Source organism: Streptomyces avidinii, assembly GCF_045161815.1.
Classification (GTDB): Bacteria; Actinomycetota; Actinomycetes; order Streptomycetales; family Streptomycetaceae; genus Streptomyces; species Streptomyces avidinii.
The window spans coordinates 4,533,426-4,549,675 of the sequence record NZ_CP108863.1 but is presented as its reverse complement, the minus strand read 5'-3'; the positions used below and the strand labels follow the sequence as shown (position 1 = coordinate 4,549,675).

12 protein-coding genes are annotated in these 16,250 nt (G+C 71.9%); 9 read left to right on the top strand and 3 right to left on the bottom strand.

Annotated elements, in window-relative coordinates; translation table 11 throughout:
• Window positions 1-71 precede the first annotated feature (71 nt).
• Both OG373_RS20295 and OG373_RS20290 read right to left on the bottom strand, forming a co-directional pair.
• Window positions 72-1,583 (bottom strand): FAD-dependent monooxygenase, encoded by a 1,512-nt coding sequence (locus OG373_RS20295; RefSeq protein ID WP_405439519.1) that lies wholly within the window; start codon window positions 1,581-1,583, stop codon window positions 72-74.
• A gap of 201 nt (window positions 1,584-1,784) precedes the next feature.
• Complete coding sequence (locus tag OG373_RS20290; protein ID WP_405439517.1) at window positions 1,785-3,350, bottom strand: MFS transporter; 1,566 nt, start codon at window positions 3,348-3,350, stop codon at window positions 1,785-1,787.
• Between the two features lie 121 nt (window positions 3,351-3,471).
• Between OG373_RS20290 and OG373_RS20285 the strand changes: the two genes are divergently transcribed.
• The 5 genes from OG373_RS20285 (at window position 3,472) to OG373_RS20265 (ending at window position 10,196) form a co-directional block, all read left to right on the top strand.
• Window positions 3,472-3,783, top strand: a complete 312-nt coding sequence (locus tag OG373_RS20285) for a helix-turn-helix transcriptional regulator (RefSeq protein WP_030383907.1) — start codon at window positions 3,472-3,474, stop codon at window positions 3,781-3,783.
• Between the two features lie 117 nt (window positions 3,784-3,900).
• Window positions 3,901-6,717, top strand: a complete 2,817-nt coding sequence (locus tag OG373_RS20280) for an AMP-binding protein (protein ID WP_405439515.1) — start codon at window positions 3,901-3,903, stop codon at window positions 6,715-6,717.
• On the top strand, window positions 6,711-7,637 hold the full coding sequence (locus OG373_RS20275) for an NAD-dependent epimerase/dehydratase family protein (protein ID WP_405439513.1): 927 nt from the start codon (window positions 6,711-6,713) through the stop codon (window positions 7,635-7,637). The genes OG373_RS20280 and OG373_RS20275 overlap by 7 nt, the downstream gene beginning before the upstream one ends.
• Before the next feature lie 11 nt (window positions 7,638-7,648).
• Window positions 7,649-8,716 carry a methyltransferase gene (locus OG373_RS20270; RefSeq protein ID WP_405439511.1) on the top strand — a complete coding sequence of 356 codons (1,068 nt, stop codon included), beginning with the start codon at window positions 7,649-7,651 and terminating at the stop codon, window positions 8,714-8,716.
• Window positions 8,717-8,759: 43 nt separating this feature from the next.
• Window positions 8,760-10,196, top strand: a complete 1,437-nt coding sequence (locus OG373_RS20265; protein WP_405439509.1) for an FAD-dependent monooxygenase — start codon at window positions 8,760-8,762, stop codon at window positions 10,194-10,196.
• A gap of 141 nt (window positions 10,197-10,337) precedes the next feature.
• Here the strand turns inward: OG373_RS20265 and ddaH are convergent, their stop codons facing one another.
• Entirely contained in the window at window positions 10,338-11,204 is an 867-nt protein-coding gene (gene ddaH / locus OG373_RS20260; RefSeq protein WP_405439508.1) for a dimethylargininase, read from the bottom strand.
• Between the two features lie 318 nt (window positions 11,205-11,522).
• Between ddaH and OG373_RS20255 the strand changes: the two genes are divergently transcribed.
• From OG373_RS20255 to OG373_RS20240, 4 genes are read left to right on the top strand one after another with little or no spacing between them, the layout of a single operon-like run.
• Entirely contained in the window at window positions 11,523-12,833 is a 1,311-nt protein-coding gene (locus tag OG373_RS20255; RefSeq protein ID WP_397732739.1) for a SidA/IucD/PvdA family monooxygenase, read from the top strand.
• 54 nt (window positions 12,834-12,887) lie between these two features.
• The gene (locus tag OG373_RS20250) at window positions 12,888-13,256 is read left to right on the top strand and encodes a cupin domain-containing protein (RefSeq protein ID WP_398665742.1); all 369 of its coding nucleotides are present in this window, start codon (window positions 12,888-12,890) and stop codon (window positions 13,254-13,256) included.
• The gene (locus tag OG373_RS20245) at window positions 13,253-14,872 is read left to right on the top strand and encodes a class I tRNA ligase family protein (protein WP_405439507.1); all 1,620 of its coding nucleotides are present in this window, start codon (window positions 13,253-13,255) and stop codon (window positions 14,870-14,872) included. The genes OG373_RS20250 and OG373_RS20245 overlap by 4 nt, the downstream gene beginning before the upstream one ends.
• Window positions 14,873-14,887: 15 nt before the next feature.
• A complete protein-coding gene (locus OG373_RS20240; protein ID WP_405439506.1) occupies window positions 14,888-16,240 on the top strand; it encodes an MFS transporter in 1,353 nt (450 codons plus the stop codon).
• Window positions 16,241-16,250: the final 10 nt, after the last annotated feature.

Below are 16,250 nucleotides of genomic sequence, written 5' to 3'. Positions count from 1 at the left end.
GGTGCCCCGGCTGAGGTGAGTGCGGGCCGAGGGCGGGTGCGGAACTCCGTACCCGCCCTCCGGCGCGCCCGTCAGCGGGGCTCGCCGAACCACTGGCGCAGGGTGCCGGGGAGGGAACCGCCGTCCGGGGCCCAGGCGATGTACCCGTCGGGCCGCACGAGGACGGCGTCCCAGGGCAGCGGCCGGGCGGTCGTCGCGGACACCGTGCGCAGCACGTGGGCCCAGCCCTCGGCCGGTGCGCGGTGGACCGTGCCGGCCTCCCCGAGCAGGAGCAGGAGGGGCCGGCCCGGCAGCAGCAGCCGGGTCAGGTCGGTCGGCCCGTCGTCCGAGGCGAGCGGCAGGTTCGGCAGGAACTGGCCCTCCCAGCGGGAGCCGCTCCCGGTGCGCGCGGGGTACACCGTCTCCTGGGCGCTGATCATGTGGCCGACGTGGGTGTTCACGTCGTCGAGCCCGAGGAGTTCGCCGACGAGGTCGCGCAGCGGGTCGAGGCCGGGGTCCGGCCGCATCAGGGCGAGCTGGGCCCGGGTGTTGTCGATGACGCGCTGTGCCGCGGGCCGGCGCTCGGCGTCGTAGGTGTCGAGAAGGTCCTTGCCCGCGGTGCCCGCGAGGGTGTGGGCCAGCTTCCAGGAGAGGTTGAGAGCGTCCTGCAGACCCAGATTGAGGCCCTGCCCGCCCACGGGGAAGTGCACGTGGGCGGCGTCACCGGCGAGGAACACCCGGCCCCGGCGGTAGTCGCGCACCAGCCGGGTGAAGTCGCTGAACCGGGAGAAGAAGACCGGGTCGGCCATCGGCACGCCGTGGCCGAGGATGCGCTCGCCCTCCCGGCGCAGCTCGTCGAGGGTGAGCGGGGAGTGCCGGTCGGGGTGCGGGCCGCGGAAGTCGATGGTGATGAACCGGCTGTGCCCGTACGGATTGACGCCCGCGACCGTCCAGCCGCGCGGGGTGCGGTGCCAGCCGTACGGCACGCCGTCCGGGTCGGTCAGCCGTACCAGGCCGAGCAGGGCGGACACGGTCGCCGGGTGGGTGTCCTCGGGGAAGCCGAGGAGCTCGCGCACGGTGCTGCGGGCGCCGTCCGCGCCGACGGCGTACTCGGCGGTGAAGTGCCGTATGCCGTCCGGTCCCTGGGTGGTGACCTCGACCGCGTCGGGCCCCTGGTCGACGGCGGTGACGCGGTGCCCGCGCAGCACGGTGACGCCCCGCTCGCGGGCCCGGTGCTCGAAGTCCCGTTCCAGGTCGGCCTGGGAGCGTCCGACGATGGGTCCGGGCTCGGTGGCGGGTGCGGTGATGACGAGTCCGGGCATGCCCGCGAAGTGGAAGGCGTCGGCGGCGCTGCGTCCGAGCCGGTCCTCGGTCGCGGCGGGCGCGTGCAGGTGACCGCGCCGGGCGAGGCCCTGGACGGTGCGGGCGTGCAGCGTGCCCGCCTTGGGCTGGTCGACGGTCCGCGGCTCGGCCTCGAGCACGATGGTGGACACGCCGTGGTGCCCGAGTTCGGCGGCGACGAGCATGCCGACCGGCCCGCCCCCGACGACGAGGACCTGGGCGTGGGTGGGAGCGGGTCGGGGGCCGCCTGGGGGTCGGTTCATGGCGCGCGGGTCCTTTCCTGGGGCCGCCCCGGCCGGCCGGTCGCGGTGCGCTGCGGGGGCCGCAGCGGTGCCGGCGCGGGGGAACGCGGGTGGCCCGGCGCCTCGACGGGGGATTCGGGCACCGGGCCGGTCTCGGGTGGTGTCGCGTGGATCGGGTGGTTCGGGTGGGGGACACGGGAGCGGCCGTGTCCCCCGGGGAGGTCAGGCCGCGTTCTTGGCGGTGCCGCCGCGCAGCAGGGTGGCGACCACGGCGCACAGGACGACGCAGACCGCGGCGAGTCCCCACAGGACGGTGTGGAAGGCGGAGTCGTAGGACTGGGCGAGGAAGTGGGTGAAGCCCTCGGTGTCCACCGCTCCGGACAGCTCGGTGGCCCGGGCGAAGTCGCCGGCCGCGGCCTGGTCGGCGACCTGGTCCGCCTGGGCGGCGCCGGGGTAGTCGCCGATGCCGTCCTCGATGCGGGTGCCGAGCACGGTCGCGAGGACCGAGCCGTACACGGCCACGGCGATGGCCTCGCTGCCCAGGCGCAGGGTGTTGAGGAAGCCGGCCGCCATGCCCGCCTTGGCCGGGTCGATCAGCTCCAGTGCCTGGCCGTCGACGAGGCCCGCCGACAGACCCATGCCGGCGCCGGTGACGAGCATCGGCAGGGCGACGACGAGGATCTTCACGTCGGGCGAGAAGAGGGTGAGCGCCAGGTCGCCGACGACGAGGCAGGCGAGGCTGACGTAGATGAGGGTGAGCGCGGAGACGCCCCGGGTGACCAGCTTCGCGGCGAGCATCGGGCAGATCAGCACGGGTGCGGTGAGCAGCAGCATGATCAGGCCGGCGGCGCCGGTGTCACGGCCGGTGGCCGCAGTCAGGTAGCTCGGGAGGTAGGTGAGCATGGTGACGAACCCGAAGGACGCGGCGACCGGCACCAGGCACAGACCGACGAAGCGCCGGTTGCGCAGCACGCTCAGGTCCAGCATGGGGTGTTCGCGGCGGTTCTCGACCACGACGAAGACCGCGAGGACCACGACCGCGCCCGCGAACAGCCCCAGCACGCCCGGGCTGCCCCAGCCCCACTGCGAGCCCTGCACGATGGCGGTGGTCAGCAGGACCATCGCGACGACGAACAGCGCGCTGCCCGGTACGTCGATGCTGGCACCGCTGCCGCCGTCGGCCGGCATGGCCTTGGCGATGGCGGGCACCGCGAGGAGCACGAGCAGCAGGGCGACCGCGTGCACCGCGAACACCCAGCGCCAGCCGAGGCCCTGGACGAGTACGCCGGCCAGCGAGGGGCCGATCGCCACGCCGACGCCCGCGACGGTGCCGAACAGGGCGAACGCCTTGGCGCGCGCCGGGCCGTCGAACACGGTCGCGATGATCGCCGCGCCGCAGGAGAAGATCGCCGCGCCGCCGATACCGGCGAGTGCGCGGGCGCCGTCGAGCCACAGCACGTTGGTGGCGAGTGCGCTGGCCAGCGAGGCCACGGCGTAGACGGCGGCGCCGGCGGCGAAGGCCTTGACCCGGCCGACGATGTCGGCGATGGAGCCCCAGACGAGGGTGAAGCAGGCGAAGGCCACGTTGAAGGCGTTCACCACCCACTGGAGGGGGGCGAGGCCGGCCTGGGTGTCGGCCCCGATGTCGGGGAGTGCGACGGCCGTACCGGAGATCGACATCGGGACGACGAACACCGCGAGGAGCACGGCGGCCAGGGTCAGGGTGCGGCCCGGCTGCCCTTCCGCCTGCACGGGTGGCGCGGCCGACGAGGTGGTCTGCGTACTCATGAGGGCACTACTCCAGGCTCGGCCCGGCCGACGTACGACCAGGTTCGGTTTGCATCGAACCTTAAGCTGGCACAGATGAGAGGTATGATGCAACCCGTACCTCAGGAAAAAGGAGGGCGCGATGCCCGACGAGGATGGCCACCCCTCCCGCGAGGAGATGAGCCTGTTGACCGTACTGAACGCGCTCTCCGACCCCCTGCGCTACGCCGTCGTGGGCGCCCTGCTCAGGGAACCGGAAGGCACGGCGCGCACCTGCGCGTCCTTCAACCTCCCGGTCTCGAAGTCGACGATCACCCACCACTTCCGGATCCTGCGCGAGGCGGGCCTGGTGCAGCAGGTGGACCGGGGCAACAGCCGGGCGGCCACCCTGCGCCGCACGGACCTGGACCAGCGCTTCCCCGGCCTGCTGGACCTGATCAGCGCCAACCTCTGACCGACCCGGTCCCGCCGACGCGCCCGCCGGACAACTGATCCCGCACGCCCTGCCGCCGCCCCGTGCCGAGCGGCTGCTCCGCCATGCCCGGGACCGGCCACCCGAAAGAGAGAGACCATGACGACGAGTCAGGAGTTAACTGCCGGCAGGACCGCCGGGCCCGAGGGCGAGGAGGCCGCCGACCTGGGCGGACTGCTCGTGCGGGCCGCGACGCGGTTCCCGGAGCACGGACTGCGCTACTGCTCGGGCGAGCGGCCGCCGGGACACACGCTGTGCACCTATCCCCGTCTGCTCGACGAGTCGCTGCGCCTCCTCGGCGCCCTGCGGGAGGCGGGAGCCCGGCCGGGCCGGGTCGTGGCGCTGATGCTGGAGCGGCCCGAGGACTTCGTACCGGCCTTCTGGGCGTGCCTGCTCGGCGGGATCACGGTGTGCCCGCTCGTCCCCACCCGGAACGACCCGCAGCGCTGGGCGGCGCAGCTGAACCATGTCGACGCCCTGCTCGACGGCCCGCTGCTGGTCACCGACCGCCGTACGCGCGAGGAACTTCCCGCCGTACCGGGGCTTGCGGTCGCCACGGTCGAGGACCTGGTCCGCGCCGCGGCCGGGACGGACCCGCGCACGGTGGGGACCAGCGCCTGCGGACCGGACGACGTGGCCCTGCTGGTACTCACCTCCGGTTCCACCGGCGCCGCCAAGGCGGTCCGGCTCACCCACGGCAACCTGCTGGCCTCGATGGCCGCGAAGGCCGCGACGCAGTCCCTGACCGCGGACGACGTGACCCTCAACTGGATCTCCTACGATCACGTGGCCGCGCTGCTGGAGGCCCACCTCCTGCCGCTGTCCGTAGGGGCCGTGCAGCTCCAGGCCTCGCCGGAGTCGGTGCTCGCCGACCCGCTGCACTTCCTGGAACTGATCGACGCCCACCGGGTGACGATGACGTTCACCCCCAACTTCCTGCTGGGGCTGATCGGCAAGGCCCTCGACCAGCTGCCGTCGCCCCCGCGCCTGGACCTGTCCTGCCTGCGGCACATCGTCTCCGGCGGTGAGGCCAACCCCGTGGCCACCGGCATCGGCTTCCTCGACCGGCTGGCCCCGTACGGGCTGCACCGCGGGGCCCTGTGGCCCGCCTTCGGGATGACCGAGACCTGCGCCGGCAGCATCTACAACCGGGAGTTCCCGGCAGCCGACCAGGGGGCGGAGTTCGCGGCCGTCGGACGGCCCGTCGACGGGCTGCGGATCAGGATCGCGGAGGAGGCCGGCGCCACGCCCCTCGCCGACGGCGAGGTCGGCGAGGTCCAGCTCACCGGCCCGATGATCACCGGTGGCTACTGGAACAACAAGGCGGCGACGCAGGCCGCCTTCACGGACGACGGCTGGTTCCGCACCGGTGACCTCGGCCGGCTCTCCGGGGGACGCCTGACCCTCGTAGGGCGGAGCAAGGACAGCATCATCGTCAACGGCGTCAACTACTACAGCCACGACATCGAGTCGGTGCTCGACGGCGTACAGGGTGTGGAGAAGTCCTTCGTCGCCGCGTTCCCGACCCGGCCGCGGGGCAGCGACACCGAGCAGCTCGCGATCGCGTTCGCCGTCACCCCCGAGGTGGCCGGCGACGACGCGGCCCTCCACCGCGTGATCGTCGCGATCAGGAACAGCGTCGTCCTGCACTGGGGGTTCCGTCCGGCCCTGCTCCTGCCGCTGCCCGAGGACGCCTTTCCGAAGACGAGCCTGGGCAAGATCCCGCGCGCGCTCATGCGCCGCAGGCTGGAGGCCGGGGACTACGCCGCGCAGCTGGCCGCGGTCGAGGAGGCGGTGACACGGCAGCTCGGCGGCCACATCGCCCCGGTGGGCGCCGTCGAGGAGACCCTCACCGCGCTGTACGCCGAGCTCTTCGAGGTGGCACCGGACAGGATCAGCGCCACCGCGAGCTTCTTCGACCTCGGCGGGACGTCACTGGACATCCTGCGCCTGGGGAACCTGGTCGCCCAGCGCTTCCCCGGCGCGGACCTGCCGATCCTCGCGCTCCTCACCTCGCCCAGCGTCCGGGCGCTCGCCGCGCGGATCGAGGCCGGGCGCAGCGCGGAGCCCACCCCGTACGACCCGGTCGTCGCGCTGCAGACCAGCGGGGACGGGACGCCCCTGTTCTGCGTGCACCCCGGGGTCGGCGAGGTGCTCGTCTTCGTGAACCTGGCCAAGTACTTCGTCCACGAGCGGCCCTTCTACGCCCTGAGGGCCCGCGGGTTCAACCCGGGAGAGAAGCCGTTCGAGAGCTTCGAGGAGATGACGCGCACCTATGCGGACGCGATCCGCTCCCGGCAGCCGCACGGCCCCTACGCGATAGCCGGATACTCCTTCGGCGCGGCGGTGGCCTTCGAGGTCGCCAAGCTGCTGGAGGCCGACGGCGAGCGGGTGGACTTCCTCGGCAGCTTCAACCTGCCCCCGCACATCAAGTACCGCATGGACGAACTCGACTTCGTCGAGACCGCCGTCAACCTGGCGATGTTCCTGGAACTGATCTCCGAGCGGCAGGCGAAGACACTGCCCGCCGAGCTGCGCCCGCTGGGCAAGCGGGAACAGCTCGCCCATCTGATCGAGATCGCTCCCCGCGACCGGCTCGCCGAGCTCGACCTGGACCTGGAGCGGTTCACCGCCTGGGCGGACCTCGCCGACGGCCTCACCGGCCTCGGCCGGACCTACCGGCCCGGCGGCAGCGTCGCCGGGATGAGCGTCTTCTACGCCGTCCCGCTGCGCGGCACCAAGCAGGACTGGCTGGACAACGAACTGAGGCGCTGGGAGGACTTCAGCCGCGAGGAGCCCCGGTACCTCGACGTGCCCGGCGAGCACTACACCCTCATGGGGCCGAAGCACGTGGCCGCCTTCCAGTCGATCCTGCGCGCGGAACTCGACCGGGCGCTGGGGGGATCCGGATGCTGACGGGGAAGAAGGTTCTGATCACGGGCGCGACCGGGCTGGTGGCGCGCACCGTCGCCGAGACGCTCGCGGAACACAACGAGGTGTGGTGCCTCGGCCGGTTCCCGGATCCGCAGGCCGAGGGACGGCTGCGGGAACGGGGGATACGGACCTGGCGCTGGGACATGTCCCGGGACCCGCTGGACGGCCTCCCCGAGGACTTCACCCACGTACTGCACGCGGCGGTCGAGCGCGGCAGCGGGGACTTCGAGGAGGTGGTGGCGGTCAACTCCGTCGCCACCGGCCGCCTGATGACCCACTGCCGCACCGCCGAGGCCTTCCTGTACGTCTCCACCAGCGCCGTGTACGCGCCGCAGGCGCTGGACCACCTGCACACCGAGGCCGACCCGCTGGCGGCCGCATCGGCCTGGCTGCCGACCTACCCGGTCGGCAAGCTCGCCACCGAGGGCGCGGTACGCGCGCTCGCCGTGACGCTCGGCCTGCCCACCACCATCGCGCGGCTCAACGTCGCCTACGGAACGCACGGCCACGGCGGGCTCCCGGTCATCCTCTTCCGGCAGATGCTGGCCGGGGAGCCGATCGCGGTGCCGCGCGAGGGACAGCACTACTGCTCCCCGATCCACACCGACGACATCGCGCGGCACGTGCCGCGGCTGTGGGCCGCCGCGAAGGCCCCCGCGACCGTCGTGAACTGGGGCGGCGACGAGGTCGTCGGCGTCGGGGACCTCGTGGCCCACATCGGCGAGCTCACCGGGGTGCCGGCCGAGCTCGTGCCCGGCGACGTCACCCGCGCCGTCAGCGCGTTCGACGGCTCCCGCCGCAGGAGCATCGCCGGCGGGTGCGAGCGGACCTGGCGCGACGGGGTCCGGCGGGCCATCGAGGCGCACTTCCCCGGCAGCGTCAAAGCCACCACCGAGAACTGAGGAACTCCACCGTGAACCGACGAACGACTGCCGAACCGACCGATGCACCGACTCCCGAACCGCCTGCCGAACCCCACGTGCTCGGGGTGCTGGAGCGCGCGCTCAGCGCCAGTTGCGCGGCCTCGCTGCGCGCCGCCGTGAAACTGGGACTCGCCGACGCCCTCGGTGACACCCCGGCGACCGCGGACGAGCTGGCCGTCGCCGTGGGCGCCGACCCGGACGCGCTGCGGCGACTGCTGCGCTCGCTCACCGGCTTCGAGGTCTTCGCCGAGGACCCCGAGGGCCGCTTCGTCCAGACGGAGGTCTCGCGGCTGCTGCGCAGCGGCACCCCGGACAGCCTCGACCAGCTCGTGCTGTGGATGACCGAACCGTGGACCTGGGAGCTGTGGGGCCGCCTCGACGAGTCGGTGCGCACCGGGAAGGACGTGTTCACCGACCTGTACGGCGGGGAGTTCTTCGAGCACGTGCACACCGCGTGGCCGGAGTCCGCCGCCGTGTTCGACCTCGCGATGACCCAGGCGAGCAAGCAGTCCGCCCAGGCCATCGCCGGCGTCCTGCCGCTGTCCGGTGCGCGCACCGTCGCCGACATCGGCGGAGGTCAGGGCTTCCTGCTGGCCTCGCTCCTGGAGCACCACCCCGGCGTCCGGGGGATCCTGTTCGACCGGCCCGACGTGGTCGCGGGCGCCGATGCCCGGCTGCGTGCGGGCGGGGCGCTCGCCGAGCGGGTCCGGCTGGTGCCCGGTGACTGCCGCGAGGAGATCCCGGCCGACGTCGACGCGTACGTCTTCAAGAACATCCTGGGCATGAACGACGAGGACGCCGTCGTCGTCCTGGGCAACGTCGTCAGGACGGCCCCCGCCGGCGCCAGGGTGATCATCGTCGAGAACTTCGTCGACGACGGCCCGGGGCAGCGCTTCAGCACCGGGATGGACCTGCGGATGCTCCTCACGGTCGGGGGCCGCAAGCACACCCGGCAGGGGCTGCTGGGGCTCGTCGAGCGGGCCGGCCTCGTCGTCCACGACGTGCGGCCGGTCAACTCCTACCAGCACATGATCGAAGCCAGCACGCCCGCACGGTAGCCGGCCCGGGGGAACGAGATCCGATGGAACGAGAGAAGGGCGGATGCGCATGACCGAGGCCGTCGACGTGGTGGTCGTGGGAGCGGGGCCCACCGGTCTGCTGCTGGCCGGGGACCTGGCCGCCGCCGGGGTGGGGGTCACCCTGCTGGAGCGGCGCGAGCACGCCAACGCCAACATGACCAGGGCCTTCGCGGTGCACGCCCGCACCCTGGAGGTGCTGGACGCCCGCGGGCTCGGCGACGAACTGGTGGCGCTCGGCCGCACGGCCCCCGTGATCGGGGTCTTCGGTCGGCTGGAACTGCGTCTCGAACGGCTGCGCAGCCGCTACCCGTTCGCGCTGATCACCCCGCAGTACAACCTGGAGGGGCTGCTGGAGCGGCGGGCCCTCGCCGCCGGGGTGCGGATCGTACGCGGCGCCGAGGTGGTGGAGCTGCGCCGCCGGGCCGACGGAGTCGACGTGGAGACGGCCGGCGGCGACCGTTTCGCCGCCCGGTACGTCGTCGGGTGCGACGGGGTGCGCAGCGCCGTGCGGCGCCTGACCGGGATCGACTTCCCCGGCCGGTGGGTGGTGCGGTCCGTGATGCTGGCGGACGTGCGGCTGACGGAGGTGCCCGCCGACGCGGTGACCACCAACGCCAACGAGCACGGCTTCGCCTCCCTGGTGCCGTTCGGCGACGGCTGGTACCGGGCGATCGGCTGGGTCGCCGGGGACGACCGGCCCGACGACGCGCCGGTGGTGGCGCAGGAGCTGGCCGGGCTGCTGCGCCGGGTGCTCGGCTCCGACTACGGCATGCACGACCCGCGGTGGATCTCGCGCTTCCACAGCGACGAGCGGCAGGCCGTGCGCTACCGCGAGGGCCGCGTGCTGCTCGCGGGCGATGCCGCCCACGTGCACTCGCCGGCCGGGGGCATGGGCATGAACACGGGGCTCCAGGACGCCGCCAACCTGAGCTGGAAGCTGGCCGCGGTGGTGCAGGGCCGGGCAGCGGAGCCGTTCCTCGACTCCTACGAGCGGGAGCGCCACCCCGTCGGGAAGCAGGCGCTGCGCATTTCCGGGGCGATCACCCGGGGGGTGCTGAGCGCCCCCCGCAGCGTCCGGGTGCGCCGGCTGCGTGACGTCGTGATGCCCTGGGTGTCCCGGCTGAGCTCGGTCACCGCGCTGGGGGAGCGACTGCTCTCCGGCATCGGCATCTCCTACCCGGCGCCGCTGGGCAGCCACCCGCTCACCGGCCGCCGGGTGCCCGACCTGCGGCTCGCCGACGGACGGCGGCTGTACGAGGTGCTGCGCGGCGGGGGCTTCGTACTGGTCGCCCAGGGGCACCCGGTACCGGAGACGGAATGGCTGAAAATCGTCTCTCCTGCCGGATCCCTGCGCACCACCCTGCTGATCCGCCCGGACGGCCACATCGCCTGGGCCACCGAGGAACCGGACCCCGAGCGGCTGCGCGCGGAGCTGGAGCGCTGGCCCGTCCGCTCCTAGCTCCTAGGCCGTCTCTTTCGGATCTTGCCGGGCCCGCAAGATCCGAAAGAGACGACCCAGGCCTGGCCGGCCGGGCACCCCCGGCGGAGCCGAAGCCCCTCCCGATCCGCGCGACGGCGGTTCGGGAGGGGCTTCCCTTGCTCAGCGGTCGCGCAGTTCCAGCGTGCAGCACTTCACGCTGCCGCCGGCCTTGAGCAGCTCGGAGAGCTCGACCCCGATCGGCTCGAAGCCGCGGGCCCGCAGCTTGGCGTGGAGGCCGGTGGCAGCGGCCGGCAGGAGCACGTGGCGGCCGTCGGAGAAGGCGTTGAGGCCGAAGACGGCCGCGTCCTCGGCACTGGCCAGGATCGCGGTGGGGAACATGGCGCGCAGTACGGCCTGGCTGCCCTGGGAGAAGGCCGCCGGGTAGTACATGACCTCGTCCTCCGACAGCACGGAGAGCGCGGTGTCCAGGTGGTAGTACTCCGGGTTCACCAGCGTCAGCGAGGTGACCGGCAGGCCGAAGAACTCCTGCGCCTCCGCGTGGGAACGCGGGTCCGTGCGGAAGCCGGTACCGGCCAGCAGGCGGCGGCCGACGGTGAGGATGTCCCCCTCGCCCTCGTTGACGAACTCGGGCCACAGGGTGTCCGTATAACCGCGGCTTTCCAGCCACCGCAGGTACGCGGGCCCCTCGGCGGTGCGCTCCGCGTGCCGGAACCGGGCCCCGAAGACCTTGCCGTCGACGACGGTGGCGCCGTTGGCCGCGAACACCATGTCGGGCAGGCCCTCGATCGGATCTATCTCCTCGACCACGTGGCCGAGTTCGAGGTACAGGTCGCGCAGGCCCTCCCACTGGCTGACGGCGAGCGCGTTGTCCGTGGCCTGCTGCGGGTTCATCCACGGGTTGATCGAGTACGTGACGTCGTAGTGCCGGGGCCGGCACATCAGCAGACGGCGGCGCGTGGCGACCCGCGTGGGGCTCTCGGAACGGAAGAGCGCGCCGGCAGGGGTGATGGGCTCGGTGAGCGGCACGAGGGCTCCTTCTCATGGGGTTTCGATGGAAGCCCGACTGCCCGAGGGATGTTTCGGCCAGTCGGATGCGTGTGACGCAACTGATCACTGCGCCCAATGGAAATGGCGTCCCGGATTGACCGGAAGTAACGGCGAACACCGGCCAATCAACCCTCCTGCCGGGCCCCCGGCCGAGTTGATTGTCCGTGGCCGAGATGCCTTCCGGGCAATCGGGGGCTGCCGTGGAATGTGGACATCACCCGGGAGGCAACGCAAGGACGCGAACCGTCCTGCCTGACCGTACGAACCTGTCCACCTGTTCCATCTGGAGGTACTTCCATGGCGCATCGCAATGTCGAACTGCTCGCAGTCGGTGCAGGCCCGGCGAACCTGGCGCTGGCGGTCGCCGTCGAGGAGCTCGCACCCGAGCTGGCCGGTGACACCCTGCTGATCGAGCGTGAGCAGGACATCGTGTGGCAGCGAGGCATGCTGCTGCCCGACGCGCTCAGCCAGGTCTCCTTCCTCAAGGACCTGGTCACCATGCGCAATCCGTGCAGCAGATTCTCCTTCGTCAATTTCCTGCACGCCCAGCAGCGCCTCGACGCCTTCGTCAACCTGGCGAGTTTCGTTCCTTACCGCAGCGAGATATCCGAATACCTGCAATGGGTCGCCGATGAACTCGACACCGTGAAGGTCGAATACGGCCGTGAATGCGCCGGCGTCGAGGCAGTGACGGGCGACGACGGAGAGCTCTCCGGCTGGCTCGTCACCCTGGCCGACGGCGACACCATCGGCTGCCGCTACCTCGTCATCGGCGCGGGCCGCGACGCCCACGTGCCCGCCGTGTTCGACGGTCTGCCGGCCGAGCGCGTCATCCACAGCACCCGGTACACGCAGCGCATCGCCGACGTGCGGGCCGACCTGCCGCACCGCGTCGCGGTGATCGGCGGCGCCCAGAGCGCGGCCGAGCTGTTCGGCGCCGCACTGCGGGACCTGCCCGAGTGCAAGCCCACGATGATCATGCGCTCCATCGGCCTGAACGGCTACGAGAGCAGCAAGTTCACCAACGAGCTCTACTACACGTCCTTCATCGACGAGTTCTACGGCTCCTCGCCCGAGGCGCGCCAGCAGCTGCTCGGCGAGATGTACCGCTCCAACTACGGCGGCCTCTCCCCCGCCACGCTGGACGGCCTGTACCGGCAGTTCTACCAGGACCGCCGCTCCGGCCAGGAGCGCCTGGCGATCCACCCGATGACGGACGTCACCGCCGCCCGCATGGACGGCGAGGAGGTCGTCCTCACCCTCGTCGACCGCAAGTCGGGAGCCGAGCGGGAGATGCGCACGGACCTGGTGCTGCTGGGCACCGGATTCGTCCGCGAGATGCCGTGGGCGGTCAAGGCCCTCGCGCAGTCGATCGGCCTCGAAGAGATCAACGTGAGCCGTCACTACCGGCTCGACCTGGGGCGTCCGGCGACCGCCGCCTGCTACCTGCAGGGCGTCAACGAGGCCACCCACGGCATCGCCGACTCGCTGCTCAGCGTGCTCGCGGGCCGCTCCGCCGAGATCACCGAGGACATCCTCGCGCACCGCGGGACCCGCTCCGTCGAGGTTCCGGAACTGCGAGAGCTCGCGCTCGCCGGCGCGGTCTGAGCACCGCGCACCCCTCACGAGCCGTACCCGCCTGACGAGGAGAGACCGACCCACATGCTCACCAAGCAACTCGACCGCGACGGACTGACGCACGAGAACGGACTGGACGCCCAGCGACTGCTGCCCTGGCCCGAGCTCAACGCCCCCTTCGAGGGGTCCTGGTGCGTGATCCGCCCCGGCACCGCATCGACGGCCCACGCCCACCACGAGTACGAGATCTTCATCGCCGTCGCCGGCTCCGCCGTCCTGGAGTCGGAGGGCGTCCGCAAGCCCTTCGTGACCGGGGACATCGTCCACTTCACCCCGGGCTCCGAGCACCGGGTGATCAACGAGTCCGACGCGGACTTCGAGATGTACAGCGTCTGGTGGGACCTCGACATGACACAGCGGTTCGCAGCTCGCCACGAAGGAGCCCAGGCATGACACGCCGTACGGTCATCATCGCGCCGCCGCCGACCCCGAACGGGGACCTGCACACCGGGCACCTGGCGGGCCCGTACCTGGCGGGCGACGTGTACGCACGCTACCTGCGGGCCTCGGACCGGCCGGTGATCTTCACCAGCGGTACCGACGACAGCCAGACCTACGTGGTGTCCAGCGCGGCCCGCGCCGGACTGACCCCGGAGGAACTGGCCCTGCGCTCCGCGACGCAGATCCGCGCCACCCTGGAGGCGGCCGGCATCTCCGTCGACGGCTTCGCCCCCTTCGACAAGGGCTACCGGCAGACCGTCATCGACTTCGTCACCGACCTCCACAGCGACGGCGCCTTCCGCCTGAAGACGGTGCTGCTGCCGTACGTCGAGGCCACCGGCGAGTACCTGATGGAGGGTCTGGTCGCCGGCGACTGCCCGGTGTGCCTCGTGGAGAGCCGCGGCGGGCTCTGCGAGTCCTGCGGGCACCCCAACAACTTCGACGAACTGCTGCGTCCCCGCTCCACCGTCGACCCGGCCGCCGTGGTCACGCACCGCGAGGCGCAGATCCTCGTCCTGCCGATGGAGGAGTACCGGGACCGGCTCGCCGACTACTACGTCCGGCACCGCGACGTGCTGCGCCCGCACACCGCGCAGCTCATCCGGGAGGCGCTGGAGCGCCCGCTGCCGGACTTCCCGATCACCTATCCCACCGCGTGGGGCATCCCGGCGCCCTTCACCGAGACGCCGGGCCAGGTCCTCAACGCCTGGGCCGAGGGCATGGCCGCCTCGATGTACTGCACCTGGTACGCGGCCGAGCAGCTCGGTGAGCACACCGACCGCTTCGACGAGCACTGGCTGTCCGAGCACGGCATCGACCTCGTGTACTTCCTCGGATTCGACAACGTCTACTTCTGGGGAATGACGCACCTGGCCCTGCTGATGGCGCACGGCGACCGGTACGTCGAGCCCCACGCGATCGTGTCGAACGAGTTCTACGAACTGGAGAACCAGAAGTTCTCAACGAGTAAAGGCCACGTGGTCTGGGCCGCCGATCTGGTGGCCGAGGTGCCGCGCGACCTGGTGCGCTTCTACCTGGCGCTGACCGCGCCGGAGCACTCCCGTACGAACTTCAGCCGTGAGGCGCTCGAGAGCCTGTCCTCCTCCCGGCTGGTCGAGCCGTGGAACCGGCTCGCGGGCCGGCTGGACGAGATGCTCGCCGGGGTTCCGGCGGACGCGCTGCTGCCGGTCTCCGGGACCGGCGCCGAGCAGGCGGGGATCGTCGTCGACCGGTTCCGCTCCCACTACGAGCTGGAGAGCTTCAGCCTCCACCGTGCGGCGGACCTGATCGTCGTGCACCTCGACCGGTTGCTGAAGCAGGCGGACCGTGTGGCGGTGGACGTCCCGAGCGACCTCGGCGACCTGATCCTCGCCGTCCGGACGCTGACCGCGTGCGCCGCTCCGCTGCTCGTCGACGTCGCGGCCCGTGCCGAGCACGCCGGTGCCGACCTGACCCTTCCGGCCGGCGCCTTCGCCGCCGACCCCGTCGCTCCGCTGCGACTCCCCCTCCTGTCCACCGCGGTCGGGGCGTTCGCGCCCGTGGCCGAGCCGGCCGTCATCCGAGCCTGACCTCCGAGGAGCACTGTGTCCACCATCGCCCCGCCCCGTCCCAATCGGGCAGAACGACTGCTCATCCCCGCGACCTTCATCACCAACCTGGGCAACGGCATCCAGCTCACCGCCGCCTCGTACCTGGTCTTCACCGAGGCCAACACCATGCTCGCGGTCAGCTGGCTGATGATCGCCGTCACCATCCCGCAGGTGGCGCTCTCGCTGTTCTTCGGCAAGCTCGCCGACCGCTTCGACCGCCGCACGCTGGCGATGATCTCCGACCTGGCCAGCGCGGCCGCCGCGATCGGTCTGCCGATCTGGCTGGCCCTCGGCGGCAACCCCTCGACCGTCAGCTACGTCGCCAGCTTCATCCTGTCGATCTCCGCGGCCCTCTTCTTCCCGGCCAGCAACGCCCTGATCAAGGAGCGCATCCCGGAGTCCCGGCTCGCCCAGTTCAACGGCAACGCCGAGATCGCCATCCAGGCCGGCACGCTCGCCTCGGCGGCCCTCGGTGGCTGGGTGATCGTCTGGGTCGGCACCACGTCGCTCTTCTACTTCAACGCGATCACGTTCCTGCTCTCCGCCGCCCTGCTGTTCTTCATCGGCCGTCGTCCGGCCGGCCAGGCCGTCACCGAGGCCGCGGCCAAGGCCGCGTCGGCCGCCGCGGCCCGCCTGGCAGCTACCCGCCCGCCGCTGGCCCGTCTCGCGCTGCTCTACATCATCGGCAACATCGTCATCATCGTCGGCAACAGCATCATGCTGGTCCTGGTCATCGACGGCTTCAAGTCCAACGCCGGCTACCTCGGCATCGTCGACGCCCTGTTCGGCATCGGTGCGCTGTTCGCGGCCTGGGCCTTCAAGAAGATCAGTTCCAAGGCCACCGTGCTGAAGACGGCCCTGATCGGCTACCTCGCCTTCGCGGTGCTCCTGTCCCTGGAGTCCGTCCACCTGTACGCGATGATGGCCGTCATCCCCTTCGCCGCCATCGCCTTCTGCGTGGCCCGCATCTCGGCCCGTACCGCCCTGATGAGCGCGGCGCCCGAGGAGAAGACGGGCTTCGTCTTCGGTGCCACCAACGCCTTCGGCCTCGCGGCCGGCACCGTCGCCGTCGTCCTGATCTCGCTCCTGGTCGACTCCACCAACGTGAAGAACGGCTTCTACGCCCTCTCCGCCCTGGTCGTCGTCATCGCCACCCTGACCGTGATCTCGCTCCGCCAGCACGACCGTGAGGTCGCCGCCGCCGAGGTCGCCGCTGCCGCCGCCGAGATCGTGGCCGAGCCCGCCGCCGAGGTCCGCTCCGAGCCCGTCACCGAGCCCGTCACCGAGACCGTCACCGAGACCGTCGCCGAGGCCGCCCCGGCCGAAGCCGTCCCGGCCAAGGTCTGAGGGGGGTCGG